This window comes from Xenophilus azovorans DSM 13620, assembly GCF_000745855.1.
Lineage (GTDB): Bacteria > Pseudomonadota > Gammaproteobacteria > Burkholderiales > Burkholderiaceae_C > Xenophilus > Xenophilus azovorans.
Genome location: NZ_JQKD01000027.1, coordinates 65,534 through 88,828, shown reverse-complemented (window position 1 = coordinate 88,828; position 23,295 = coordinate 65,534). Strand labels below are relative to the sequence as shown.

General features: G+C 68.9%; 20 protein-coding genes. 12 read left to right on the top strand and 8 right to left on the bottom strand.

The window, feature by feature from the left end; all coding sequences use genetic code 11:
- The 4 genes from Q392_RS16330 to Q392_RS16315 form a co-directional block, all read left to right on the top strand.
- Nucleotides 1-659 (top strand): flavin reductase family protein (locus tag Q392_RS16330; protein ID WP_038210032.1); only part of this gene is annotated, 659 nt, incomplete at its 5' end.
- A gap of 99 nt (nt 660-758) precedes the next feature.
- Nucleotides 759-1,778, top strand: a complete 1,020-nt coding sequence (locus Q392_RS16325; protein ID WP_038209999.1) for a porin — start codon at nt 759-761, stop codon at nt 1,776-1,778.
- A gap of 31 nt (nt 1,779-1,809) precedes the next feature.
- Nucleotides 1,810-3,090, top strand: coding sequence for an MFS transporter (locus Q392_RS16320; RefSeq protein WP_038209998.1), 1,281 nt, complete (start codon nt 1,810-1,812; stop codon nt 3,088-3,090).
- A 76-nt stretch (nt 3,091-3,166) separates the two neighbouring features.
- Nucleotides 3,167-4,147, top strand: a complete 981-nt coding sequence (locus tag Q392_RS16315) for a Bug family tripartite tricarboxylate transporter substrate binding protein (RefSeq protein WP_038209988.1) — start codon at nt 3,167-3,169, stop codon at nt 4,145-4,147.
- Nucleotides 4,148-4,297: 150 nt separating this feature from the next.
- Here Q392_RS16315 and Q392_RS16310 read toward each other — a convergent pair whose 3' ends face one another.
- The 4 genes from Q392_RS16310 to Q392_RS16295 all read right to left on the bottom strand — a co-directional run bounded on the left by Q392_RS16310 (nt 4,298) and on the right by Q392_RS16295 (nt 12,055).
- On the bottom strand, nt 4,298-5,038 hold the full coding sequence (locus Q392_RS16310) for a transporter substrate-binding domain-containing protein (RefSeq protein WP_038209987.1): 741 nt from the start codon (nt 5,036-5,038) through the stop codon (nt 4,298-4,300).
- A gap of 80 nt (nt 5,039-5,118) precedes the next feature.
- On the bottom strand, nt 5,119-7,356 hold the full coding sequence (locus Q392_RS16305) for an NADP-dependent isocitrate dehydrogenase (RefSeq protein WP_038209967.1): 2,238 nt from the start codon (nt 7,354-7,356) through the stop codon (nt 5,119-5,121).
- Nucleotides 7,357-7,610: 254 nt separating this feature from the next.
- Nucleotides 7,611-8,480 (bottom strand): response regulator transcription factor, encoded by an 870-nt coding sequence (locus Q392_RS16300; RefSeq protein WP_038209958.1) that lies wholly within the window; start codon nt 8,478-8,480, stop codon nt 7,611-7,613.
- 191 nt (nt 8,481-8,671) lie between these two features.
- Nucleotides 8,672-12,055 (bottom strand): hybrid sensor histidine kinase/response regulator, encoded by a 3,384-nt coding sequence (locus Q392_RS16295; protein ID WP_157008029.1) that lies wholly within the window; start codon nt 12,053-12,055, stop codon nt 8,672-8,674.
- Between the two features lie 230 nt (nt 12,056-12,285).
- Here Q392_RS16295 and urtA point away from each other — a divergent pair, with 230 nt between their 5' ends.
- The 7 genes from urtA to Q392_RS16260 all read left to right on the top strand — a co-directional run bounded on the left by urtA (nt 12,286) and on the right by Q392_RS16260 (nt 19,026).
- Complete coding sequence (gene urtA, locus Q392_RS16290; RefSeq protein WP_038209957.1) at nt 12,286-13,548, top strand: urea ABC transporter substrate-binding protein; 1,263 nt, start codon at nt 12,286-12,288, stop codon at nt 13,546-13,548.
- Between the two features lie 69 nt (nt 13,549-13,617).
- A complete protein-coding gene (gene urtB, locus Q392_RS16285; RefSeq protein ID WP_038209955.1) occupies nt 13,618-14,532 on the top strand; it encodes an urea ABC transporter permease subunit UrtB in 915 nt (304 codons plus the stop codon).
- 25 nt (nt 14,533-14,557) lie between these two features.
- Nucleotides 14,558-15,763 (top strand): urea ABC transporter permease subunit UrtC, encoded by a 1,206-nt coding sequence (urtC, locus tag Q392_RS16280; protein ID WP_038209953.1) that lies wholly within the window; start codon nt 14,558-14,560, stop codon nt 15,761-15,763.
- A gap of 13 nt (nt 15,764-15,776) precedes the next feature.
- Nucleotides 15,777-16,520 (top strand): urea ABC transporter ATP-binding protein UrtD, encoded by a 744-nt coding sequence (urtD, locus tag Q392_RS16275; RefSeq protein WP_038209951.1) that lies wholly within the window; start codon nt 15,777-15,779, stop codon nt 16,518-16,520.
- A gap of 13 nt (nt 16,521-16,533) precedes the next feature.
- Nucleotides 16,534-17,223, top strand: coding sequence for an urea ABC transporter ATP-binding subunit UrtE (gene urtE, locus Q392_RS16270; RefSeq protein ID WP_038210029.1), 690 nt, complete (start codon nt 16,534-16,536; stop codon nt 17,221-17,223).
- Nucleotides 17,224-17,453: 230 nt separating this feature from the next.
- Nucleotides 17,454-18,683 carry a formamidase gene (fmdA, locus tag Q392_RS16265; RefSeq protein WP_038209950.1) on the top strand — a complete coding sequence of 410 codons (1,230 nt, stop codon included), beginning with the start codon at nt 17,454-17,456 and terminating at the stop codon, nt 18,681-18,683.
- A gap of 1 nt (nt 18,684) precedes the next feature.
- A complete protein-coding gene (locus tag Q392_RS16260; protein WP_038209949.1) occupies nt 18,685-19,026 on the top strand; it encodes an FmdB family zinc ribbon protein in 342 nt (113 codons plus the stop codon).
- Here the strand turns inward: Q392_RS16260 and Q392_RS16255 are convergent.
- Entirely contained in the window at nt 19,016-19,498 is a 483-nt protein-coding gene (locus Q392_RS16255; protein WP_038209948.1) for a hypothetical protein, read from the bottom strand. The two genes, Q392_RS16260 and Q392_RS16255, sit on opposite strands and share 11 nt — an antisense overlap.
- 127 nt (nt 19,499-19,625) lie before the next feature.
- Here Q392_RS16255 and Q392_RS16250 point away from each other — a divergent pair, with 127 nt between their 5' ends.
- Nucleotides 19,626-20,678: an aliphatic amidase gene (locus tag Q392_RS16250; protein WP_038209946.1), complete on the top strand. Its 1,053-nt coding sequence runs from the start codon at nt 19,626-19,628 to the stop codon at nt 20,676-20,678.
- Here the strand turns inward: Q392_RS16250 and Q392_RS16245 are convergent.
- From Q392_RS16245 to Q392_RS16235, 3 genes are all read right to left on the bottom strand, one after another.
- On the bottom strand, nt 20,666-21,439 hold the full coding sequence (locus Q392_RS16245; protein WP_038209945.1) for a class II aldolase/adducin family protein: 774 nt from the start codon (nt 21,437-21,439) through the stop codon (nt 20,666-20,668). The two genes, Q392_RS16250 and Q392_RS16245, sit on opposite strands and share 13 nt — an antisense overlap.
- Before the next feature lie 16 nt (nt 21,440-21,455).
- Complete coding sequence (locus tag Q392_RS16240; protein ID WP_038209944.1) at nt 21,456-22,043, bottom strand: HD domain-containing protein; 588 nt, start codon at nt 22,041-22,043, stop codon at nt 21,456-21,458.
- Between the two features lie 110 nt (nt 22,044-22,153).
- On the bottom strand, nt 22,154-23,284 hold the full coding sequence (locus tag Q392_RS16235) for an ABC transporter substrate-binding protein (protein WP_038209943.1): 1,131 nt from the start codon (nt 23,282-23,284) through the stop codon (nt 22,154-22,156).
- Between the last annotated feature and the right edge of the window lie 11 nt (nt 23,285-23,295).

Sequence of the window (23,295 nt, the reverse complement as noted above, 5' to 3'; positions counted from 1 at the left end):
TGCACGAGGACGCCCCCAGGAGCGTGCTGGTGTCCGGCGGCATCGGCGTGACGCCCATCTACTGCATGCTGCAGCGCCTGGCGGCGCTGGGCCGGCCGGTGGAAGTGGTGTACTGCGCGCGCACCCGCAAGGAGGCCGCCTTCATCGAGGGCATCGAGGCGCTGGCGGACAAGACGGCGTCCATCACCTGGCACTTCGACGACGAGCAGGGCGCACCGCCCGACCTGGCGAAGCTGTTGGCCGGGCGCGGCGCCGACAGCCACTACTACTGCTGCGGCCCCACGCCGATGCTCGACGCCTTCGAGAAGACCTGCGAGCAGCTGGGCTACGCCAACGCGCACATCGAGCGCTTCGCGGCGGTGGTGGTGGCGTCGGCCAGCGAGGCGCACGGCTTCGAGGTGGTGTGCGAGCAAAGCGGGCAGACGGTGGAGGTGCCCGCGGGCAAGTCGATCCTGGACGCGCTGATCGACGCCGGGCTGAACCCGGACCACAGCTGCAAGGAAGGCGTGTGCGGCGCCTGCGAGACGGCGGTGCTGGGCTTCGACGGCGAACTGGACCACCAGGACGGCATCCTGACCAAGCTCGAGCGCCAGTCGGGCAAGACGATGATGATCTGCGTGTCGCGCTGCACCGGCAGGAAGCTGGTGCTCGACATCTAGCACCCGGCACGCCCCCCCAAAAAACCCATCAGACCTTGTCCCGCCGCGTCGGGACAAGACAGGCAGCGCATTGCTTTTTCTTTTTCAAGAGAAGACCACATGAAGAAAAAATCCACCCCCTCCCTCGTGGCGGCTGCCGCCCTGGCAGCTGCGGCGGCTGGTGCCCATGCCCAGTCGTCCGTCACGATCTTCGGCACCGTCGACATCGGCGTGGCCCACGTGACGGGCGAGGGCACGTCGCGCACCGGCCTGTCCAACAGCGGCGCCAACATCAGCCGCTTCGGCTTCCGCGGCGTGGAAGACCTGGGCGGCGGCCTGAAGGCGGGCTTCTGGCTGGAGGCGGGCTTCTCGCCCGACACCGGCGACGTGAACGCCGGCTTCAACCGCCGCGCCACCGTCAGCCTGATGGGCCGCTGGGGCGAGCTGCGCCTGGGCCGCGACGACTCGGCCACCTTCCTGAACACGCTGCTGTTCGATCCCTTCCTGACCAACGGCGTGGGCGGCACCAACACCTTCGTGATGAACGGTGTGCCCACCATCCAGATCAGCAACGCCATCAGCTACTTCACGCCGCCCGGCCTGGGCGGCTTCTACGGGCAGGTGCAGCACGCCTTCAGCGAGCGGCTGAACACCGACCCGACCGTGGGCGGCGAGTACAACGGCGCGCGCTTCGGCTATCGCAACGGCGGGCTGCACGCCTCGGTGTCGGCGGCCAAGCTGCAGGGCCTCACGCAGGCGCAGGACCAGCGCTTCCGCAACGTCGGCCTGAGCTACGACTTCGGCGTCGTCCAGCCCATGCTGCTGTGGGCCAGCCACAAGCGCGGCGACGTGGAGGTGCGCGGCCTGCAACTGGGCGTGAAGGTGCCGGTGGGCGCGGGCGAGATCCGCGCCTCCATCGGCCGCTACGACACGCGCGGCAGCGACGCCGACTGGCGCAAATTCTCCGTCGGCTACGGCCACAACCTCTCCAAGCGCACCCAGCTCTACGCCTCCTACGCGCGCCTGAACAACTCGCGCGGCTCGCAGCGCGCCATCGGCGTGCTGGGCGTGGCGGCGCCGGCCAACGTGCCGGGCGGCCACTCCAACGGCTACGAGGTGGGCATGCGCCACTTCTTCTGATCCATCCTTTCGCATCCAGGGGGGCCACACCATGAAGGACTCGCGCTCGCTGCGCTGGTGGGGCGTGATCACGCTGTTCGTGATCGTCGCCATCTCCTACGTGGACCGCATCAACATCTCGGTCCTGATCACCGACCGCGACTTCCTGTCGCACATCGGCCTGACACCCGACGACCGCACGCGCCAGGGCCTCCTGGCCACCGCGTTCATGGTGGGCTACGGTGTGTCGTCCTTCGTGCTCACGCCCTTCGCGGCGGCGCTGTTCGGCGTGCGGCGCAGCCTGGTCGCGGGGCTGGTGCTGTGGGGCGTGGTCACCTTCCTGTCGCCCACGATGAACAGCTACGGGCTGCTGCTGGCCTCGCGCATCCTGCTGGGCGTCTCGGAAGGCCCGCTGTTCTCGCTGGCCGGCAGCTACATCAAGGCGCACTTCGAGAGCCGCGAGAACGGCAAGCCGAACTCGCTGGTGAACATGGGCACCGGGCTGGGCCTGGCGGTGGGCTACCCCTTCGTCGGCTACCTGGTGGCCGGGCACGACTGGCAGACCTCCTTCCACGTGCTGGGGCTGGTCAACATCGCGCTGGGCATCCCGCTGGTGCTGGCCTTCATCCGCATGCCGAAGGTGGAGACGGGCTTGCCCGCGCCGAAGTCGCTCGGCGACGCCTTCGGGCAGGTCGGCCAGATCGTGCGCGGCGCCATGCACACCCGCTACCTGGTGCTGGTGACGGTGCTCACCGCGGCCTTCCTCTCGTACCTGTGGGGCAGCAGCAACTGGCTGCCGGCGTACCTGAAGGAGTCGCGCGGCTTCTCGCTGCGCGAGATGGGCTGGCTGGCCTCGCTGCCGCAGTACGCCAGCGTGGCGGCGGTGTTCGTCGGCGGCATGATCATCGACCGCATCGAGCGTCGCCAGGTGCCCCTGATCTTCGTCGGCGGCAGCCTCGGGGTGGCGGTGGCGGTGTGGATGGCCATCCACGTGCAGGACCGCTACGCGGCGGCCTACTGCCTGATCGCCGCCAACTTCTGCTGGGGTCTGATGAGCCCGGCCATCCCCAGCACCGTGCAGCACTGCGCGCGGCCGGAGCACGTGGCCAGCGCCTACGGCGTGGTCAACGGCGCGGGCAGCCTGGTGGCCGGCTTCATGCCGGCCATCATGGGCGCGGTGATCGGCTGGACCTCGCGCTCGGCCGGCGGCGGCTTCATGGCCGGCTTCGGCATGCTGGTCGGCACCCAGGCGGTGGTGATGCTGTGCGGCCTGGTGCTGTGGCTGCGCGAGCGCGGCGCGAGCCACCACGACGTGGCGCCCCGCGCGGCCTGAGTTCCTTTCTTCCTCTCTTCCTTTCGCTTCCCTTTCCAAATCACCACGCATGGGCGCACGCCCGCAAGGAGTTGTCATGAAGAACACCCTCACACGACGCGCGGCGGCCCTGGGCCTGGCGCTGGGCGCCGGCCTGTGCTGCATGGCCGCGCAGGCCCAGGCCTGGCCGGCCAAGAGCATCACCTTCATCGTGGCCTATCCGGCCGGCGGCGACACCGACGTGATGGCCCGCGTGTACGGCGAGAAGCTGTCCACCCTGCTCAAGCAGCCGGTGGTGGTGGACAACCGGCCCGGCGCCAGCGGCACGCTGGGCGCGGGCCTCGTCGCCAAGGCGCCGGCCGACGGCTACACGCTGCTGTTCGCGCCCAGCACCTTCGCCATCGCGCCGCTGGTGCTCAAGGGCGGCGTGCCGATGGACGTGGTCAAGGACTTCACGCCGGTGGTGCAGGTGGGCGGCTCGCCGCTGCTGCTGCTGGCCAGCCCCCAGTCGGGCATCAAGGACGTGAAGACGCTGGTGAGCCGGGCCAAGGGCGGCCAGTCGATCTCCTACGGCAGCCCGGGCTCCGGCTCGCCCATGCACATCGTGGCCGAGATGTTCAACAGCGCGGCCGGCATCAAGCTGCAGCACGTGCCGTACAAGGGCACGGCGCCTTCGCTGGCCGATGCGCTGGGTGGCCACATCCCCACCGTGTACTCCACGCCGGGGGCGGTGGCGCCCTACCTGGCGGAGCGCAAGCTGGTGCCGCTGGCGGTGACGGGGCAGGGCCGCTCCTTCATGCTGCCCGACGTGCCCTCGCTGATCGAGCTGGGCTACAAGGACGTGGACGTGACCGCCTGGTGGGGCTTCTTCGGCCCCAAGGGCCTGCCGCCCGAGGTGGTGAAGACGCTCAACACCGCGATGGCCGACGTCATGAAGATGCCCGACGTGAAGGCCAAGCTCGCCTCGATGGGCGTGGCGCCGGACCTGGCCGACGGCGCCGCGCTGGGCCGCACCGTGGCGGCCGACTACGCGCGCTTCGGGCGCGTGGTGAAGGAGTTCGGCATCCAGGCGGATTGACGGCGCGGCCTCATACAGGAATGCGTTCAACGATATCAACCGTTCACGCTGAGCTTGGCCTGTCCTGAGCTTGTCGAAGGGTCGAAGCGCCGCGCGAGGCTTCGACAAGCTCAGCCCGAACGGTCCTTGTCGATTGAACGCAAATCCGTATCAGGCGCTGGCAGCGGGCGCGACGCTGGCGCCCTGCACGCGGTGCCGCGCCAGCGCCTCGGCCACGAAGCCGCTGCGCTTGGCTTCTTCCACGAAGGCCGCCAGCGCGGCGGCCGCCTCGGCGCCGCGGCCTTCGGGCAGGCCCATCGCCTGCTGGATCACCATGAAGCGGCCGGGCAGCATGCGCAGCGCGGCATCGCCCTGCGCCCAGCCCTCCAGCAACTGGCGGATGCCGGCAGCCACCTCGACCTGCCCTGCCTTCAGTGCGGCGCGCACGGCCTCGGCGTCGGCCACGCGCTCGATGTACGCGGCCTTCAGTTCGCGGGTGAGGAAGAGGTCGTAGGCGCTGCCCTGGCCGACGGCCACGCGCGTGCCGGCGCGGTCGACTTCCGCGTTGTCGGCCAGCGCCGAGCCGGCCGGCACCAGGTAGCTGCCCTCGATCAGCACGTAGGGCGCGGTGAAGCGCAGGCCCTGGCTGCGTGCCGGATCGACGGCGAAGAAGCCGATGTCGGCCTGTTCGCCGCGCACCGCCTCGACCGACTGGGCGGCCTTCTCGAACACGACCGGTTCGGCCTCCACGCCCAGCGCCCGGGCCAGGGCGTGCGCCAGGTCCACCGACACGCCGGCCGGCTGCCCCTGCGCGTCGCGGTGCGCCAGGATGGGGTTGCCCAGGTTGATGGAGGCGCGCAGGCGGCCGGTGGGCGCGAAGGCGGGGCGGAGGGCGGCGTCGAGGGCTTGCATGCCGGCGAGTTTAGGGGCGGCGGAAAAAGAAAAAGCCGTCGCAGGCGACGGCTTTTCCATGCCCGGGGGCTGTTGCGGCGTCAGGCGCTCACGCTCGCCAGCGCGTCGTTGAAGGTCTTGCTCGGCCGCATCACGGCCTCGGTCTTCTTCTCGTCCGTCTTGTAGTAGCCGCCGATGTCGGCCGGCTTGCCCTGCACGGCCTCCAGCTCGCCGACGATCTTCTTCTCGTTGGCGGCCAGCGACTCGGCCAGCGGCTTGAAGCGGGCGGCGAGTTCCTTGTCTTCGGTCTGCTCGGCCAGGGCCTGGGCCCAGTACAGCGCCAGGTAGAAGTGGCTGCCGCGGTTGTCGAGCTGCCCGGTCTTCGGCGAGGGGCCCTTGTTGTTGTCCAGCAGCTTGCCGGTGGCGGCGTCGAGTGCCTTGGCCAGCACCTTGGCCTTCTCGTTGCCGTTCTTGATGCCCAGTTCCTCCAGGCTCACCGCCAGCGCCAGGAACTCGCCCAGCGAATCCCAGCGCAGGTGGTTCTCTTCCACCAGCTGCTGCACGTGCTTGGGCGCGGAGCCGCCGGCACCCGTCTCGTACATGCCGCCGCCGGCCATCAGCGGCACGATCGACAGCATCTTGGCCGAGGTGCCCAGCTCCATGATCGGGAACAGGTCGGTCAGGTAGTCGCGCAGGATGTTGCCGGTGGCGCTGATGGTGTCCAGCCCGCGGATCACGCGCTCCAGCGTGTAGCGCATGGCGCGCACCTGGCTCATGATCTGGATGTCCAGGCCGGTGGTGTCGTGCTCGTGCAGGTACATGCGCACCTTGGTGATGAGCTCCTTCTCGTGCGGGCGGTAGGCGTCGAGCCAGAAGACCACCGGCATGCCCGAGTTGCGCGCGCGCGTGACGGCCAGCTTGACCCAGTCGCGGATGGCGGCGTCCTTGACCTGGCACATGCGCCAGATGTCGCCCTGCTCGACGTCCTGGCTCATCAGCACCTCGCCGGTGGCCAGGTCGGTGATGTTGGCGACGCCGTCCTCGGGGATCTCGAAGGTCTTGTCGTGCGAGCCGTATTCCTCGGCCTGCTGCGCCATCAGGCCGACGTTGGGCACGGTGCCCATGGTCTTCGGGTCGAAGGCGCCGTGCCACTTGCAGAAGTTGATGATCTCCTGGTAGATGCGGGCGAAGGTGCTCTCCGGCATCACGGCCTTGACGTCCTTCAGGCGGCCGTCGGCGCCGTACATCTTGCCGCCGTTGCGGATCATCGCGGGCATCGACGCGTCGACGATCACGTCGTTGGGCGAGTGGAAGTTGGTGATGCCGCGGGCCGAGTCGACCATCGCCAGCTCGGGGCGGTGCTCGTGGCAGGCGTGCAGGTCGCGCTTGATCTCGTCCTGCTTGCTCTGCGGCAGCGTGGCGATCTTGTTGTACAGGTCGACCATGCCGTTGTTGACGTTCACGCCCAGCTCGTCGAACAGCTTGGCGTGCTTGGCGAAGGCGTCCTTGTAGAAGATCTTGACGCAGTGGCCGAACACGATGGGGTGCGAGACCTTCATCATCGTGGCCTTCACGTGCAGTGAGAACATCACGCCCGTCTTGCGCGCGTCCTCGATCTGCTGCTCGTAGAACTCCAGCAGCGCCTTCTTGCTCATGAACATCGAGTCGATCACCTCGCGGTCCAGCAGCGAGACCTTGGGCTTGAGCACGATGGTCTTGCCGCTCTTGGTGATCAGCTCCATCTTCACGTCGCGCGCGCGGTCCAGCGTCATCGACTTCTCGCCGTGATAGAAATCGCCGTGGTGCATGTGCGAGACGTGCGAGCGCGAGGCCTGGCTCCACTCGGCCATGCTGTGCGGGTTCTTGCGGGCGTATTCCTTCACCGCCTTGGGCGCGCGGCGGTCGGAGTTGCCCTCGCGCAGCACCGGGTTCACGGCCGAGCCGATGCACTTGTTGTAGCGCGCGCGGATGTCCTTCTCCTCGTCCGTCTTCGGGTTCTCGGGGAAGTCGGGGATCTTGTAGCCCTTGTCCTGCAGTTCCTTGATGGCCGCCTTGAGCTGCGCGACCGAGGCGCTGATGTTGGGCAACTTGATGATGTTGGCCTCGGACTTGAGCGTCAGCTTGCCCAGCTCCGTCAGGTTGTCGGGAACGCGCTGCTCCTCGGTCAGGCTTTCGGGGAACTGCCCCAGGATGCGGCCGGCCACCGAGATGTCGCTGGTCTGGACGTTGATGCCGGCGGCCTGGGCGAAGGTGCGCACGATGGGCAGCAGCGAGGCGGTGGCGAGCGCGGGCGCTTCGTCGGTCAGGGTGTAGATGATGGTCGGAGACGTCGTGCTCATGGCGCTGGATTTCCTTGGGAAAAGAATGTGAACGGATCGGTCCGGCGGGCATTGTCGCGCCGTTCGCGGGCCGCTCCCGCGCACGCTGCCCTGGCGGGCGCGGCGGTGGCCCGGGAGTATGCCGCGCCGGGCGGGCAGGGCTGCCCGGCGGTGGCGCCGCCCCTGCGGCATCCGGCGGATTCGCGTGCCCGGTGACGCTGCCTGGCGGGACTTGGTGCTATTAAAAATATAGCACAAGGATGTGAAAGGAGTGCTCAGTCGAGCACCCCGCTGGCCAGGGCGGCAGCGGCGGCGCGGGTTTCCACGCCCAGCTTCTCGAAGATGTGCTCCAGGTGCTTGTTGACCGTGCGCGGGCTCATGCCGAGGATCTCGGCGATGTCGCGGTTGGTCTTGCCCTTGGCCAGCCAGGAGAGCACCTCCGTTTCGCGCGGGGTCAGCGCGGCCTCGGACAGGCGTGCGGACGCGCCGCCGCGTTCCTGCGCCAGCAGCAGCATGGTCTCGCCCAGCGTGGCGGTGCCCAGGTTGCGCACCGACAGCCGGGTGCCGCCTGCCGTGGCCACGCGCAGCGTGGCGCCGGCGCGCAGGGCGCCCGCCAGCGCCTGCGGCCACTGGCCGGGCGGGCCCAGTTGCGCCAGCCACCGGGCCGCCTGGGGCGATTGCCAGGCGATGCGCCCCTGTGTGTCCACGAAAGCCGTGCCCATGCCGGCCACGTCGACCGCATCGCGCGCCAGGCGGCTGATGCGGGCGTTGCGCGTGTGGGTGTGCAGCCGGGCCAGCACCTCCTGCACGCGGATCGGCTTGACCACGTAGTCCACGCCGCCGCATGCGAAGCCCTCGACCACGTGCGGCGTCTCCGACAGGCCGGTCATGAACAGCACCGGGACGTGCGCCAGCGCCGGGTCGGCCTTGATGCGGCGGCAGGTCTCGAAGCCCGACAGGCCGGGCATCAGGCCGTCCAGCAGGATGGCGTCGGGCACCACCAGCTCCAGCCGCTCCAGCGCCGACTCGCCGTCGGCCGCGACCAGCACCGTGTAGCCGGCGCCCTCCAGCGCGTCGCACAGCATGCCCAGGCTGCTCGGGGCATCGTCCACCACCAGCACCACGGGGCGCTCGACGACTTCCATTTCAGTTATCCATAGCGCAGGGCGCCACCCACAGCCAACGAGCCCTCGAAGCGCTTTCCCTTCCGAAGGCCGCGGAGCAGGCCATGCCAGGGCACCCGCGGAACCGGCTTTGCCGGGCCACCGGGTGCGCCCCCCTCCCGCCGAAGGCGAGAGAGGGGGGAGCCGCGAAGCGGCTTGGGGGGTGTTTCAATTCAGGCGTTGAGGGCATCGGCATCTTCGGAAAGGGCCTGTCGCAGGCGGTCGAGTTCGAAGCGGGTCACCATGCCGCGCAGGTGGCTGCAGACGGTGGCCAGGCCGGGATGCGTGTCGGCGATCCGGTCCAGCGCCTGTTGCAGGCCACGCACGTGGCCCAGCTGCGCCAGGCGCATCAGCTGGGCGCGCGCGTCCTCCGGCAGCGGCAGCGCCGGCGGCACGGCCGGCGCGGGCGTGGCCAGCGCCGAGGGCGGTGGATGGGCGAGCCATTCCAGGCCCAGGTGCCGCTCCAGCGCGGCGATCAGCTCGGACTCGATCACCGGCTTGCCGACGAAGCCCTGGCAGCCGCAGGCGCGCAGCCGCTCGGCCTGGTTCTCGAACACGTTGGCCGAGACGATGAGGATGGGCAGGTCCGCATAGCCGGCGGCGCGCACGCGGGCCGCGGCTTCCCAGCCGTCCATGTCGTCCATGGTGATGTCCATCAGGATGGCCGAAGGCAGGTTCTCGCGCAGGCCGTCCAGGCACTCGGTGCCGCTGGCCGCCTCGCGCACGTCGAAGCCCAGCGGCATCAGCATGCCGGCGAGCATCTGCCGCTGCACCGGCTGGTCGTCCACCACCAGCAGCGTGCGGCGCGGGCCGAAGTAGCCCGAGATCGGGCGCCGCGGCTCGGCCTGCGGCCCCGGGTCGGCCACCTTGCGCAGGTACACGCGCATGACGAAGGTGCTGCCGCGCGGCGAACTGTCGGCCAGCGCCAGCTCGCCGCCCATCAGCGCGGTGAGCAGGCCGGTGATGGTCAGCCCCAGGCCGGTGCCGGGCTCGCCGGCGCGCCGGCCGGCGGCGCCGCGCTCGAAGGGCAGGAAGATGCGCTGGCGGTCCTGCGGCGCCACGCCGATGCCGGTGTCGACCACGTCGAAGCGCAGCACCTCGCGCCGCGCGTCCACGTTCAGGGTGACGGTGCCGGCCTCGGTGAAGCGCACCGCGTTGGCCAGCAGGTTGATGAGGATCTGGCGCAGCCGCTTCGCGTCGGCCAGCACCCATGGCGGCAACTCGCCCGTGACCGTGTAGATGAAGGCCAGGCCCTTGTCCTCGGCCTGCGGCCGCACCATGTGGACGATCTCGTCCAGGAACTGCGGCAGCGCCAGCGGGGCCGGCTCCAGCTGCAGCCGGCCGGCCTCGATGCGGGCCAGGTCGAGCAGCCCGTCGATCAGCCCCAGCATGTGCTCGCCGCTCTTGTGGATGGTCGACAGCGCCTCGCGCGGCGGCGGCGTGGCCGCGCCGCCCTTGAGCAGGATCTGCGAATAGCCCAGGATGCTGTTGAGCGGCGTGCGCAGCTCGTGCGTCATGCCGGCCACGTAGCGCGTCTTGGCCTGGTTGGCGGCTTCGGCGGCTTCCTTGGCGGCCTGTAGCGCGGCGTCGGTGCGGCGGTGCGCCTCGATCTCCTCCGACAGCAGGTGGTTGTGGCGGTTGGATTCCTCCTGCGCCATGTGGCGGCTCTCGCTGGCCAGCACCACCCACCAGGCCGCCACCACGGCCACCAGCGAGAGCAGGGCGAACACCTTGAGGAAGGGCGCGCGCAGCAGCTCCTCGCTGCTGCCCGAGAGCAGCTCCTGCGCGTAGACGATGCCCATGATGCCGGCCAGCAGGGCCACCAGCGAGCAGGCCACCACCAGGTAGTGCGCCACGCGGAAGTTCAGGCGCGTGGCGATGCGCTGCGGCAGCCAGGCGCGCAGCCAGCCGCTGATCTGCTCGGCGGCGCGCGAATCGGTCTTGCAGCGGTCGTGGCAGCGCGATTCCAGCGTGCAGCACAGCGAGCAGATCGGCGCGCCGTAGGCCGGGCACCAGGCCATGTCCTCCGACTCGAAGCGGTTCTCGCACACCGAGCAGCGCACCACCTCGCCCGGCGTCCAGCGCTGCACGTCGGTGCGCGCCAGGTAGTAGCGCCCGTGCGTGAGCCAGGCCAGCAGCGCGGACACGCCCATCGCCACGGCCAGCGCGATGAAGGGCGAGAACGCTTCGGCCCAGCGGCCCAGCAGGCCGGCATAGGCCACGATGGCGAGCGCCGCGGCCACCGTCATCGAGACCAGGCCGACCGGGTTCAGGTCGTACAGATGGGCGCGCTTGAACTCGATGGTGGCCGGGCTGAAGCCCAGCGGCTTGTTGATGAGCAGGTCGGCCACCAGCGCGCCGACCCAGGCGATGGCGATGTTGCTGTACAGGCCCAGCACGCGCTCCAGCGCGCCGAACACGCCCAGCGTCATCAGCAGCACCGCGATCAGCACGTTGAACACCAGCCACACCACCCGGCCGGGGTGGCTGTGCGTGAGCCGGGCGAAGAAGTTCGACCAGGCCAGCGAGCCCGCGTAGGCGTTGGTCAGGTTGATCTTCATCTGCGAGATCACCACGAACAGCGCGGTGACCGCCAGCACCCAGGCCGGGTCCTCCAGCACGTAGGCGAAGCCGGCGAGGTACATGCGCGTGGGCTCCACCGCGTGCTCGGGCGGGATCTCGTGCTGCAGCGCCAGGAAGGCGAGGAAAGCGCCGCCCAGCATCTTGAGCATGCCGGGCCCGATCCAGCCCGGGCCGGCGACCAGCACCGCCGTCCACCAGCGCACGCGGTTCTCGCGCGTCTTCTCGGGCAGGAAGCGAAGGTAGTCGACCTGCTCGCCGATCTGCACCACCAGCGAGAAGGCTACCGTGGCGCCGGCGCCGAACATCAGCGGGTCGAAGTCGCTGCCGCCCGAGACGCGGCCCACCAGCGAGGTGAAGTCGGCGTACATCTGCGGGCTCTTCGCCAGCACCGCGAGGAAGGGCAGGAAGAACAGCACGATCCACACCGGCTGGGTCCACAGCTGCAGGCCCGAAATCATGGTGATGCCGCGCATCACCAGCGGGATGATCACCAGCGACGAGAGCAGGTACAGCACCGGCAGCGGCCAGTCCAGGTACATCTGCACCGCCAGCGCGAGGATGGCCGCCTCCAGCGCGAAGAAGATGAAGGTGAAGCTCGCGTAGATGAGTGAGGTGATGGTCGATCCCAGGTAGCCGAAGCCGGCGCCGCGCGTGAGCAGGTCCATGTCCACGCCGTGGCGCGCGGCGTAGTACGAGATCGGCAGCCCGGTCAGGAAGGTGATGAGGCCCACCACCAGGATCGCCCACAGCGCGTTGGAGAAGCCGTAGCTGAGCGCGATGGCGCCGCCGATGGCCTCCAGCGCCAGGAAGGAGGTGGCGCCGAAGGCGGCGTTGGCGACGCGGAACTCCGACCACTTGCGGAAGCTGCGCGGCGTGTAGCGCAGCGCGTAGTCCTCCAGCGTCTCGTCGGCGACCCAGGCGTTGTAGTCGCGCCGGATGCGGAAGATCTTCTGGCCGGGCAGGGTGGAGGACATGGTTCGGACGGGGCGTGCGTGGCGGGCGGCACCCCGGTCGGAGCAAGAAGCGGTCCTTGCCCGTGCCCCGCAGTGTGCGCGGGCGCTGGCGGCGCACCGCTACGTTGAATGACGTATTCGTGGCGCGTGCCTGCCTTCCTAGAGTCCGTGTCCATGGTGCTTCGCGGCGCCGCCGGCCGCACTGCGATGGTGCAGGCGCACTCCCTTCCTTCACCACTCTGGAGTCTTCGATGTCCCGTCCTTCCGATCCCTCCCGCCTCCTCGACCTGCGCCGGCGCCGGCTGCTGCAGGGCGCCGCGTCCCTGCCGGCGATGGGGCTCGGGGGCGTGGCCTTCGGCCAGCAGTTCCCCACCGCGGCGGTCAACACGACCAAGCTGGCCGTGACCGACACCGAAGTGACCGTCGGCCAGCTCCACTCCTCCAGCGGCACCATGGCGATCTCGGAGACGGGCTCGATCCAGGCCGAGCAGCTCGCCATCGACCAGATCAACGCGATGGGCGGCATCCTGGGCCGCAAGATCAAGGTCATCAAGGAGGACGGCGCCTCCGACTGGCCGACCTTCGCCGAGAAGAGCAGGAAGCTGCTGGTCAACGACAAGGTGGCCTGCGTCTTCGGCTGCTGGACCAGCGCCTCGCGCAAGGCGGTGCTGCCGGTGTTCGAGAAGGAGAACGGCCTGCTGTACTACCCGACCTTCTACGAAGGCCTGGAGCAGTCCAAGAACGTGATCTACACCGGCCAGGAGGCGACCCAGCAGATCATCTGGGGCCTGGACTGGGGCGCCAAGGAGAAGAAGGCCAAGACCTTCTTCCTGGTCGGTTCCGACTACATCTGGCCGCGCACCTCGATGAAGATCGCGCGCAAGCACATCGAGACGGTGGGCAAGCTGGGCAGCGTGAAGGGCGAGGAGTACTACCCGCTGGGCCACACCAACTTCAACTCGCTGATCAACAAGATCAAGCTGGCCAGGCCCGACTGCATCTTCGCGGCGGTGGTGGGCGGCTCCAACGTGGCCTTCTACAAGCAGCTCAAGGCCGCCGGCATCACCGGCGACAAGCAGTTCCTGCTGACGCTGTCGGTGACCGAGGACGAGATGACCGGCGTGGGCGGCGAGAACTTCAACGGCTTCTACTCGTCGATGAAGTACTTCCAGACGCTGGACAACCCGAACAACAAGAAGTTCGTGGAAGCCTTCAAGGCCAAGTACGGCAAGGACGCGGTGATCGGCGACGTGACGCAGGCCGGCTACCTGGGCCCCTGGCTGTGGAAGGCCGCGGTGGAGAAGGCCGGCAGCTTCGACGTGGACAAGGTGGTGGCCGCCTCGCCCGGCATCGAGCTGAAGACCGCGCCCGAGGGCTACGTGAAGCTGGACGCCAACCACCACCTGTGGAGCAAGTCGCGCATCGCGCAGGGGCAGCCCGACGGCACCTTCAAGGTCGTCGCCGAGTCGCCGGACCTGATCAGGCCCGATCCGTTCCCCAAGGGCTACCAGTAATCCGCACCGTGGGGCCGGCCCGGGCGCCGGCCCCTTTCCGTTCGCCCCGTCTTCCCGGAAGCCTTCTCCATGACCCTTTCCGACATGCTCAACATCGGCCTGATGCAGGGCTTCGCGGGCCTCTCGCTGTTCGCGGTGCTGCTGCTCATGGGCCTGGGGCTGGCGATCATCTTCGGCCAGATGGGCGTCATCAACATGGCGCACGGTGAGTTCATGGCGATCGGCGCCTACACCATCTACATGTCGGCGCAACTCACCGAGCGCTTCGCGCCGGGCGCCATGGCCTACTACTTCCCGGTGGCGATCGCGCTGGCTTTCTGCGTGGCCTTCGTCTTCGGCTGGATCATGGAATGGGCGCTGATCCGCCACCTCTACAGCCGCCCGCTGGACACGCTGCTGGCCACCTGGGGCGTGAGCCTGGGGCTGCAGCAGTGCTTCCGCACCTTCATCAACCCCAAGGAGGTGAGCCCGACGCTGCCCGACTGGCTGATGGGCTCCTGGGCGCCGGCCGAGGGGCTGGACATCCCGATCAACGGCCTGTTCGTGCTCACGCTCACCGCCATCGTCACCGCCGGGGTGCTGATCGCGCTGCACAAGAGCCGCTGGGGCCTGCGGGTGCGGGCCACGGTGGCCAACCGCACCATGGCCAACGCCACCGGCATCGACACGAAGAAGACCGACCGCCTGACCTTCGCCATCGGCTGCGGCATCGCCGGCGTGGCGGGCGCGGCCTTCACCACCATCGGCTCCACGGGGCCGACCTCGGGCCAGCTCTACATCGTCGACTCCTTCCTGGTCGTCACCTTCGGCGGCGCCGCCAGCCTGCTGGGCACGGTGGTCTCGGCCTTCGGCATCGCGCAGACGCAGTCGATCTCGGAGTTCTTCATGACCGGCTCGATGGCCAAGGTGCTCACGCTGTCGCTGATCGTGCTGATCCTGATGGTGCGGCCGCAGGGCCTGTTCGCCTCCAGGGTCCGACGCTGATTCCTCCTTCCCCCGAACCGACGCCATGCAATCCCTCAAGGCCCTGATCAAGCGCTACCAACTCGGCAGCCTGCTGCTGCTCACCCTGCTGCTGGCGGTGGTGCTGCCGCTCACGCTGGACATCTTCCGCCTCAACCTGGTGGGCAAATACCTGTGCTATGCCTTCGTCGCCGTCGGGCTGGTGATGGTGTGGGGCTACGGCGGCGTGCTGAGCCTGGGGCAGGGCGTGTTCTTCGGGCTGGGCGGCTATGCGATGGCGATGTTCCTCAAGCTGGAGGCCTCGGACCCCGAGAGCACCAGGATCCAGTCCACGCCCGGCATCCCGGACTTCATGGACTGGAACCAGATCACCGAGCTGCCGCTCATCTGGCTGCCCTTCAAGAGCCTGCCGCTGGCGCTGCTGGCCGTGGTGCTGGTGCCGATGGCGCTGGCCTGGCTGATCAGCTTCGCGATGTTCAAGCGGCGCGTGGGCGGGGTGTACTTCGCCATCATCACGCAGGCGGTGGCGCTGATCCTCACCGTGCTCATCATCGGCCAGCAGGGCTACACCGGCGGCGTCAACGGCATGACCGATCTGAAGACGCTCTTGGGCTGGGACACCCGCACCGACAGCGCCAAGTACATCCTCTACTTCGTCTGCGTGGCGCTGCTGATCGGCTCGATCGTGCTGTGCCGCTGGATCCAGACCAGCAAGCTGGGCACGCTGCTGCTGGCCATGCGCGACAAGGAGGACCGGGTGCGCTTCTCGGGCTACGACGTGTCCAACTTCAAGGTCTTCACCTTCTGCCTGGCCGCCGCGCTGTCGGGCATCGGCGGGGCGCTGTTCACGCTGCAGGTGGGCTTCATGTCGCCCAGCTTCGTGGGCATCGTGCCCTCGATCGAGATGGTGATCTTCGCCGCCGTGGGCGGGCGCATGAGCCTGGTCGGCGCGGTCTACGGCACGCTGCTGGTCAACGCCGGCAAGACGCTGTTCTCCGAGAGCTTCCCCGACCTGTGGCTGTTCCTCATGGCGGCCCTGTTCATCGGCGTGACCATGGCCTTCCCGATGGGGCTGGCCGGCCTGTGGGACGAGAAGATCAAGCCCTGGTGGCAGCGCCGCCGCATCGAGCGCCTGGCCGATGCCGAGCGCCTGGCCGCCGCGCACGCGGCCTACCCGGAGGTGCTGCCGCCGCGCGGCGGCGGCAAGGCCGGCGGCGACCTGCCCGAGGGCATGAGCGGCCAGGGCGCCTGAGGAGCCGAGCACCATGAGCAACACCGACTTCGCCCTCGCCGTGGAAGACCTCACGGTCTCCTTCGACGGCTTCAAGGCCATCGACACGCTGACCCTCTACATCGACCGCAACGAGCTGCGCGTGATCATCGGCCCCAACGGCGCCGGCAAGACCACGCTGCTGGACCTGATCTGCGGCAAGACCAAGGCCAGCAGCGGCAGCATCAAGTTCAGGAACACCGAGCTGACAGGCATGGCCGAGCACAAGCGCGTGCGCCTGGGCATCGGCCGCAAGTTCCAGACGCCCTCCATCTACGAGAACCTGTCGGTCTTCAAGAACCTGGAGGTGTCCTATCCGGCGGGCCGCTCCGTGCTGGGCGCGCTGGCCTTCCAGTGCACCGACGAGGTGAAGGCGCGGGTGCAGGTGGTGGCCGAGGAGATCGGCCTGGCCGACCGGCTCGACACCGAGGCGGGCCTGCTCAGCCACGGCCAGAAGCAGTGGCTGGAGATCGGCATGCTGCTGATGCAGGAGCCCGAGCTGCTGATGCTGGACGAGCCCATCGCCGGCATGAGCGCCAGGGAGCGCGAGCTGACGGCGGCGCTGCTCAAGCGCATCTGCCAGAACCGCTCCGTCATCGTGATCGAGCACGACATGGACTTCGTCAAGCAGATCGCGCACAAGGTGACGGTGATGCACCAGGGAAAGATCCTCGCCGAAGGGCCGATGGAAAAAGTGCAGGCCGACCCGAAGGTCATCGACGTCTACCTGGGGCATTGAGATGAGCAACGTGATGCTGAACGTCGAGGACCTGCACGTCGCCTACGGCCAGAGCGAGGCGCTGCACGGCATCTCCTTCGAGGGCCTGGCCAACGAGACGGTGGCCATCATGGGCCGCAACGGCATGGGCAAGACCACGCTGTTCAAGGCGCTGATGGGCATCCTTCCCGTCAAGAGCGGCCGCATCGAGGTGGCGGGGCAGGACGTGACGCGCGACGAGAGCTTCCGCCGCGTGGCCAAGGGCATCGCCTACGTGCCGCAGGGGCGGATGATCTTTCCCACGCTGACCGTCGAGGAGAACATCCGGACCGGCCTGGAGAACAGCCCCACGCGCCGCATCCCCGACGAGATCTACGCGCTCTTCCCGGTGCTGTTCGACATGAAGCGGCGCAAGGGCGGCAACCTCTCGGGCGGGCAGCAGCAGCAGCTCGCCATCGCCCGCGCGCTGGTCACCGAGCCCAAGGTGCTGCTGCTGGACGAGCCGACCGAAGGCATCCAGCCGTCCATCATCAAGGACATCGCCCGCGCCCTGAACGAGATCCGGAAGATGAAGGGCATCACCATCGTCGTCTCGGAGCAGGTGCTGAGTTTCGCGATGGACGTGGCCGACCGCCTCTTCGTCATCGAGGGCGGGCGGCTGGTGCACGAGACCGCGCGCGACAAGACCGACGAGGCGCACATCAAGGCGTACCTCTCGGTGTGAAATGACACACCCCCAGTCTCCGCGGACTTCGTTCCGCTTCGCCAACCCCCTCAAGGGGGCACACGCCACGGCCCGGCAGAGCCGGTTCCGTGCGTGTTCCCGCATGGCCTGCTCCGCGGCCGCCAGGCCCGCTGCATGCAGGGCGTTGCTTTCTTTGGCGTGGGCGGTGCGCAGTGTCATGAGCCGCTGATCTTCTTCCTTCGTCCGCACTTCAACCAGGAGCCTTCCAAATGCCCGAAACCCTCATCCAGGTCGACTTGTCGCAGCCCGCGCCGTCCAACGAGATGGTGCACAACCGCTGGCACCCGGACATCCCGATGGCCTGCTGGGTCAACCCGGGAGACGACTTCGTGCTGGAGACCTACGACTGGACGGGCGGCTTCATCAAGAACGACGACAGCGCCGACGACGTGCGCGACATCGACCTGACGACGGTGCACTACCTGAGCGGTCCGGTGGGCGTGAAGGGCGCCGAGCCCGGCGACCTGCTGGTCGTGGACCTGCTGGACATCGGCGCCAAGCAGGACTCGCTCTGGGGCTTCAACGGCTTCTTCAGCAAGAACAACGGCGGCGGCTTCTTGACGGACCACTTCCCGCAGGCGCAGAAGTCGATCTGGGACTTCCACGGCATGTTCACCAGCTCGCGCCACGTGCCGGGCGTGAACTTCGCGGGGCTGATCCATCCGGGCCTGATCGGCTGCCTGCCCGACAAGCCGATGCTCGACATGTGGAACAAGCGCGAGGTGGACTTCATCGCCACCGACCCGGACCGCGTGCCCGGCCTGGCGAACCCGCCCTTCGCCGCCACGGCGCACCTGGGCAAGCTGCAGGGCGAGGCCAAGGCCAGGGTGGCCGCCGAGGGCGCCCGCACCGTGCCGCCGCGCGAGCACGGCGGCAACTGCGACATCAAGGACCTCTCGCGCGGCTCGAAGATCTTCTTCCCCGTCTACGTGGACGGTGCGGGCCTGTCGGTAGGCGACCTGCACTTCAGCCAGGGCGACGGCGAGATCACCTTCTGCGGCGCCATCGAGATGGCCGGCTGGGTGCACATGCGGGTGAGCCTGATCAAGGGCGGCATGGCCAAGTACGGCATCAGGAACCCCATCTTCAAGCCCAGCCCGATCACGCCCACCTACAACGACTACCTGATCTTCGAGGGCATCAGCGTCGACGAGCAGGGCAAGCAGTACTACCTGGATGTGCACATCGCCTACCGCCAGGCCTGCCTGAACGCGATCGAGTACCTGAAGAAGTTCGGCTACTCGGGCGCGCAGGCGTATTCGATCCTCGGCACCGCGCCGGTGCAGGGGCACATCAGCGGCGTGGTGGACATCCCCAACGCCTGCGCGACGCTGTGGCTGCCCACGCAGATCTTCGACTTCGACATCAACCCGACAGCGGCCGGTCCGACGAAGTTTCTCGACGGCAGCATCGACATGCCGCTGTCGCCGGATCTTTGAGATGCCCACCTACGATTACGAATGCCGCGACTGCGGCGGCTTCGACGCCTTCCGCAGCCTGAACGAACGCAACGACCCGGCTGCCTGCCCGGCGTGCGGCGGGGCCTCGCCGCGCGTGTTCGCCGCCGCGCCGTGCCTGGCGCTGCTGGACGGCGGCACGCGGCGGGCGATGGACGTGAACGAGCGCGCCCGCCACGAGCCGAAAAGCTCGCGCGACTACCAGCGGCTGCGGCACCCGGCCGGCTGCGGCTGCTGCGCCGGCGGCCGATCGAAGGTGACCATCACCGCGTCCAACGGCGCCAAGGCCTTCCCGTCGAAGCGGCCCTGGATGATCAGCCATTGAAGCCCGCCGGCGCGCGCCGCACCGGCAGGGTGACGATCACCGTGCTGTGCCGGCCGCGCTGGGTCAGGTCGCCGTGCGCTTCGATGCGCAGGCCGAGCTGGCCGGCGGCGCCCTCCAGCCGGGCCAGCAGGCCGGCCACGGGCACGAGGCAGTCCCAGGAGCCGGGGTCGCGAGGACCGCAAGGCACCTGCGCGGCCATCTGTGCGGGTGCGTCAGGCGCCGCGCGCACGAAGGGAAAGACGTTCACCTGCTCCACGCGGTCGGTGGCGACGAAGCTCAGCAGCACCTGCCGCGCGCTGCCGTCCACGTGGGTCGGCGTGACGCCGAAGACCACGAAGGGCGCGTCGTTGGAGAGGTAGCGCGTCTGCGACGGATGGCCGTCCAGCGGCGAACGCGCGCCCGAGGGCGCCGTCGCCAGGCCGGCCCCGAGCGCGATGGCCGCGGCAGCGGCCAGCCTGGGCATGCGCGTCATGGGGTGTCTCCGTGGATTTCCGCGCATTCTGGCCCCGCCCGCGGCTACGTCAATCAACGTATTCGCGCAGGGGCACGGCGCTTTCCACAATGCGTGCCATCACCGATTCACACGAGGTCAACCTGCCATGATCCACGGCGACATTTCCAGCAGCAAGGACACCGTCGGCGTCGCGGTCGTCAACTACAGGATGCCCCGCCTGCACACGCGGGCGGAGGTGATGGCCAACGCGGAGCAGATCGCCTCGATGGTCGAGGGCCTGAAGGCCGGCCTGCCGGGGCTGGACCTGGTGATCTTCCCCGAGTACAGCACGCACGGGATCATGTACGACGGCGCCGAGATGCTCGAGAACGCCGCCAGCGTGCCCGGCTTCGAGACCGAGATCTTCGCCGCCGCCTGCCGCAAGGCGAAGGTGTGGGGCGTGTTCTCGCTCACCGGCGAGCGGCACGAGCAGCACCCGGACAAGGCGCCCTACAACACGCTGATCCTGATGAACGACCAGGGCGAGATCGTCCAGAAGTACCGCAAGATCATGCCCTGGGTGCCGATCGAGGGCTGGTATCCGGGCGACCGCACCTACGTGAGCGAAGGCCCGAAGGGCCTGAAGATCAGCCTGATCATCTGCGACGACGGCAACTACCCGGAGATCTGGCGCGACTGCGCGATGAAGGGCGCCGAGCTGATCGTGCGCTGCCAGGGCTACATGTACCCCGCCAAGGAGCAGCAGATCCTCATCAGCAAGGCGATGGCCTTCGCCAACAACGTGTACGTGGCGGTGGCCAACGCCGCGGGCTTCGACGGCGTGTATTCGTACTTCGGCCACTCGGCCCTCATCGGCTTCGACGGGCGCACGCTGGGCGAGTGCGGCGAGGAAGAGATGGGCGTGCAGTACGCGGCCCTGTCCAAGAGCCTGATCCGCGACTTCCGCAAGAACGGCCAGAGCGAGAACCACCTGTTCAAGCTGCTGCACCGCGGCTACACCGGCGTCATCCGCTCCGGCGACGGCGACCAGGGCGTGGCCGACTGCCCCTACGAGTTCTACGGAAAGTGGATCGCCGATCCGCAGGGCATGCGCGAGCAGGTGGAAGCCATCACCCGCAGGACCATCGGCACCGCCGAAGCGCCCATCGACGGCCTTCCGAACGAGGAGGGCGCTCCGGTCGCGGCTCAGTCGCGGTAGCCGGGGCTCTCGCGATCGAGCCTGCGCAGCAGCGCCGGCCAGGCGATGTTGGCGCCCAGGCCGGTGGTGACGGTCTTCATCACCTGCGACAGGCCGTCGAGGATGCGCGGGTTCACCGTCACCAGCTCGCCGCCGGCCTGCGCGTCGATCTGGATGCGGCAGGTGTTCTCGAAGGTGTACATGTTGAGGAAGGCGTCGGCCACCGTCCTGCCCACCGTCAGCAGGCCGTGGTTGCGCAGCATCAGGAAATTGTTGTGGCCCAGGTCCTGCTGCAGGCGCGGCTTCTCGTCGTCGCGCACGGCCACGCCCTCGTAGTCGTGGTAGGCCAGCGAGGACAGCACGAAGGTGCTCTGCTGGCTGATGGGCAGCACGCCGCACTTCTGCGCGCTCACCGCCACGCCGGCGCGGCTGTGGGTGTGCAGCACGCACTGCACGTCCTCGCGGGCGGCGTGGATGCAGCTGTGGATGACGAAGCCCGCCGGATTGACCGGCCAGGGCGAGTCGATCAGCTTGTTGCAGTCCATGTCCACCTTGACCAGGCTGGAGGCGGTGATCTCGTCGAACATCATCCCGTAGGGGTTGATGAGGAAGTGGTGCTCCGGCCCCGGGATGCGGGCGCTGATGTGGGTGAAGACCAGGTCGCTCCAGCCGTACAGCGCCACCAGGCGGTAGCAGGCGGCCAGGTCGGTGCGCAACTGCCATTCCTCGTCGGAGACGAGCTGGCGCACGGCGCGGTTTTCGGCGGGGGTGGTGGCGTTCATGGGGTGTCTCCGGGGTTCAGGCGGTCTCGGGGGCGAGCGCGGCCTTGTAGACGCTCTGGCGCGGCTCGCGCATCAGCCGGCGAAGCATGGGCTCGAACTCGCCGATCGGCAAGGTCTCGCCCTTCGGGTCGAAGGCCGGGTTGTCGTACAGCTCGCAGAACTCGGCCGTGCGCTCGTAGTGCGGGTGGTTCCTGAAGCGGTCGCGCAGGTCACGGTCCAGCCCGATGTGGTGGAAGAAGTAGTGCCCCTGGAAGATGCCGTGGTGCTGGACCATCCAGTGGTTGGCCTCGCCGACGAAGGGCTGGAGGATGGCCGCCGCGATGTCCGGGTGGTTGAAGCTGCCCAGCGTGTCGCCGATGTCGTGCAGCAGGGCGCTGACCACGTACTCCTCGTCGCGTCCGTCGCGCAGCGCGCGGGTGGCGGTCTGCAGCGAGTGGGTGCAGCGGTCGACCGGGAAGCCGCCGTAGTCGCCTTCGAGCAGCTTCAGGTGCGCCATCACCCGGTCGGGCAGGCCCTGGGCGAAGTGCATGAATTCGCCGCCGATGGCCTGCCAGTCCTCGCGCGTGCTGTCCTGCATGCGCACGAAATTCGCTCTTGCATTCATCGCTGCGTGTCTCCGGTCTTGTGGGGTCGTGGGAAACGTCCACTCTAGACCTCTGGCGGCGCCGCGGCTGTCCGCCAATTGACATGCCGGCCCGGCGGCCGGCGCCCGCCTCAGCGGATCAGCCGCCCGTCCGCCGAGATCGACACCAGTTCGATGGCCGACGCGGCCTCGCGCACGCCGGAGCGCAGGTTCAGCCGGAAGCCGCCCACGTCGTAATGCGCCATGCCGGGCAGCACGCGCTGCAGCGCCGCCGCCTTGGCGCCCCGGCCGGCGCGGCGCACGGCCTCGGCCAGGGTCTTGGCGGCGATGAAGCCTTCCAGCCCTTCGTAGCCGGGCGTCTGGTCGCTCGCGTCGATGGCCGCCAGGTACTCGCGCACGATCGGCGTCGTCCGGCTGCGCGGCGAGGGCACCACCTGCGAGACCACCACGCCGCCGATCTGCTGTCCCAGCGCGTAGTACAGCGGGTCGATGCCGACCGTGGAGAAGTTGAGGAAGGCGCCCGCATAGCCGGCGCCGCGCATCTTCTGGATGAAGGCGGCAGTGCTGCGGAACAGCGCCGCCTGGATGATCGCCTGCGGCTGCACCGCCTTGACGGCGGCCACCGCCGCGTCGACCTGCGTGCCGTTCGGCGGCACGAAGGCGGTGACCGCCAGGGCGGGCAGCTTCAGGTCGGCCAGCGCCCGGTTGACGGCCTCCAGCCCGGCCCGTCCCAGCGCGTCGTCGTCGCCCACCAGGGCGATGCGGGTGAGCCCGAGCGTGGCGCAGTACTGCACCATCTTGAAGGCTTCGTCCGCCATGCTGGGGCGCACCAGGTACACCTGCGGGTACGACGCGCTGCGCAGCGCGTCGGGCGCCGCGAAGGGCGCGAAGAAAATGGCGCCGCGCTGCTGGGCCACCTGGGCGGCGGCCAGGGTGCTGGCCGCGCCGGCGAAGCCGAACAGCGCATCGCAGCCCTCGTCCAGCAGCTTGCGGGCATTGGCCGCGGCGCGCTCGGCGCTGTAGGCATCATCGAGCTGGCGCAGCTCGATGCGCGGCAGATCGCCGGCACTGTCGTTGTACGCGTCGACGCAGAGCTTGGCGCCGCCGGCGTAGGCCAGCCCGATCTCGCTGGCGTTGCCGGTGAGGGGGACGGACTGGCCCAGCACCACGGTGCCGGCCGGGGCGCTGCGCGCGAGAAAAGGCACGGCGAGCCCGGCTGCGGCGCTCGCGCAGCGGGTCAGCCAACGTCTGCGGTCGTCCATGGCTGTTCACC

Coding starts and splice junctions, on each gene's coding strand:
- Q392_RS16325 (WP_038209999.1), top strand. CDS start 759: ATGAAGAAAAAATCCACCCCCTCCCTCGTGGCGGCTGCCGCCCTGGCA.
- Q392_RS16320 (WP_038209998.1), top strand. CDS start 1,810: ATGAAGGACTCGCGCTCGCTGCGCTGGTGGGGCGTGATCACGCTGTTC.
- Q392_RS16315 (WP_038209988.1), top strand. CDS start 3,167: ATGAAGAACACCCTCACACGACGCGCGGCGGCCCTGGGCCTGGCGCTG.
- Q392_RS16310 (WP_038209987.1), bottom strand. CDS start 5,038: ATGCAAGCCCTCGACGCCGCCCTCCGCCCCGCCTTCGCGCCCACCGGC.
- Q392_RS16305 (WP_038209967.1), bottom strand. CDS start 7,356: ATGAGCACGACGTCTCCGACCATCATCTACACCCTGACCGACGAAGCG.
- Q392_RS16300 (WP_038209958.1), bottom strand. CDS start 8,480: ATGGAAGTCGTCGAGCGCCCCGTGGTGCTGGTGGTGGACGATGCCCCG.
- Q392_RS16295 (WP_157008029.1), bottom strand. CDS start 12,055: ATGTCCTCCACCCTGCCCGGCCAGAAGATCTTCCGCATCCGGCGCGAC.
- urtA (WP_038209957.1), top strand. CDS start 12,286: ATGTCCCGTCCTTCCGATCCCTCCCGCCTCCTCGACCTGCGCCGGCGC.
- urtB (WP_038209955.1), top strand. CDS start 13,618: ATGACCCTTTCCGACATGCTCAACATCGGCCTGATGCAGGGCTTCGCG.
- urtC (WP_038209953.1), top strand. CDS start 14,558: ATGCAATCCCTCAAGGCCCTGATCAAGCGCTACCAACTCGGCAGCCTG.
- urtD (WP_038209951.1), top strand. CDS start 15,777: ATGAGCAACACCGACTTCGCCCTCGCCGTGGAAGACCTCACGGTCTCC.
- urtE (WP_038210029.1), top strand. CDS start 16,534: ATGCTGAACGTCGAGGACCTGCACGTCGCCTACGGCCAGAGCGAGGCG.
- fmdA (WP_038209950.1), top strand. CDS start 17,454: ATGCCCGAAACCCTCATCCAGGTCGACTTGTCGCAGCCCGCGCCGTCC.
- Q392_RS16260 (WP_038209949.1), top strand. CDS start 18,685: ATGCCCACCTACGATTACGAATGCCGCGACTGCGGCGGCTTCGACGCC.
- Q392_RS16255 (WP_038209948.1), bottom strand. CDS start 19,498: ATGACGCGCATGCCCAGGCTGGCCGCTGCCGCGGCCATCGCGCTCGGG.
- Q392_RS16250 (WP_038209946.1), top strand. CDS start 19,626: ATGATCCACGGCGACATTTCCAGCAGCAAGGACACCGTCGGCGTCGCG.
- Q392_RS16245 (WP_038209945.1), bottom strand. CDS start 21,439: ATGAACGCCACCACCCCCGCCGAAAACCGCGCCGTGCGCCAGCTCGTC.
- Q392_RS16240 (WP_038209944.1), bottom strand. CDS start 22,043: ATGAATGCAAGAGCGAATTTCGTGCGCATGCAGGACAGCACGCGCGAG.
- Q392_RS16235 (WP_038209943.1), bottom strand. CDS start 23,284: ATGGACGACCGCAGACGTTGGCTGACCCGCTGCGCGAGCGCCGCAGCC.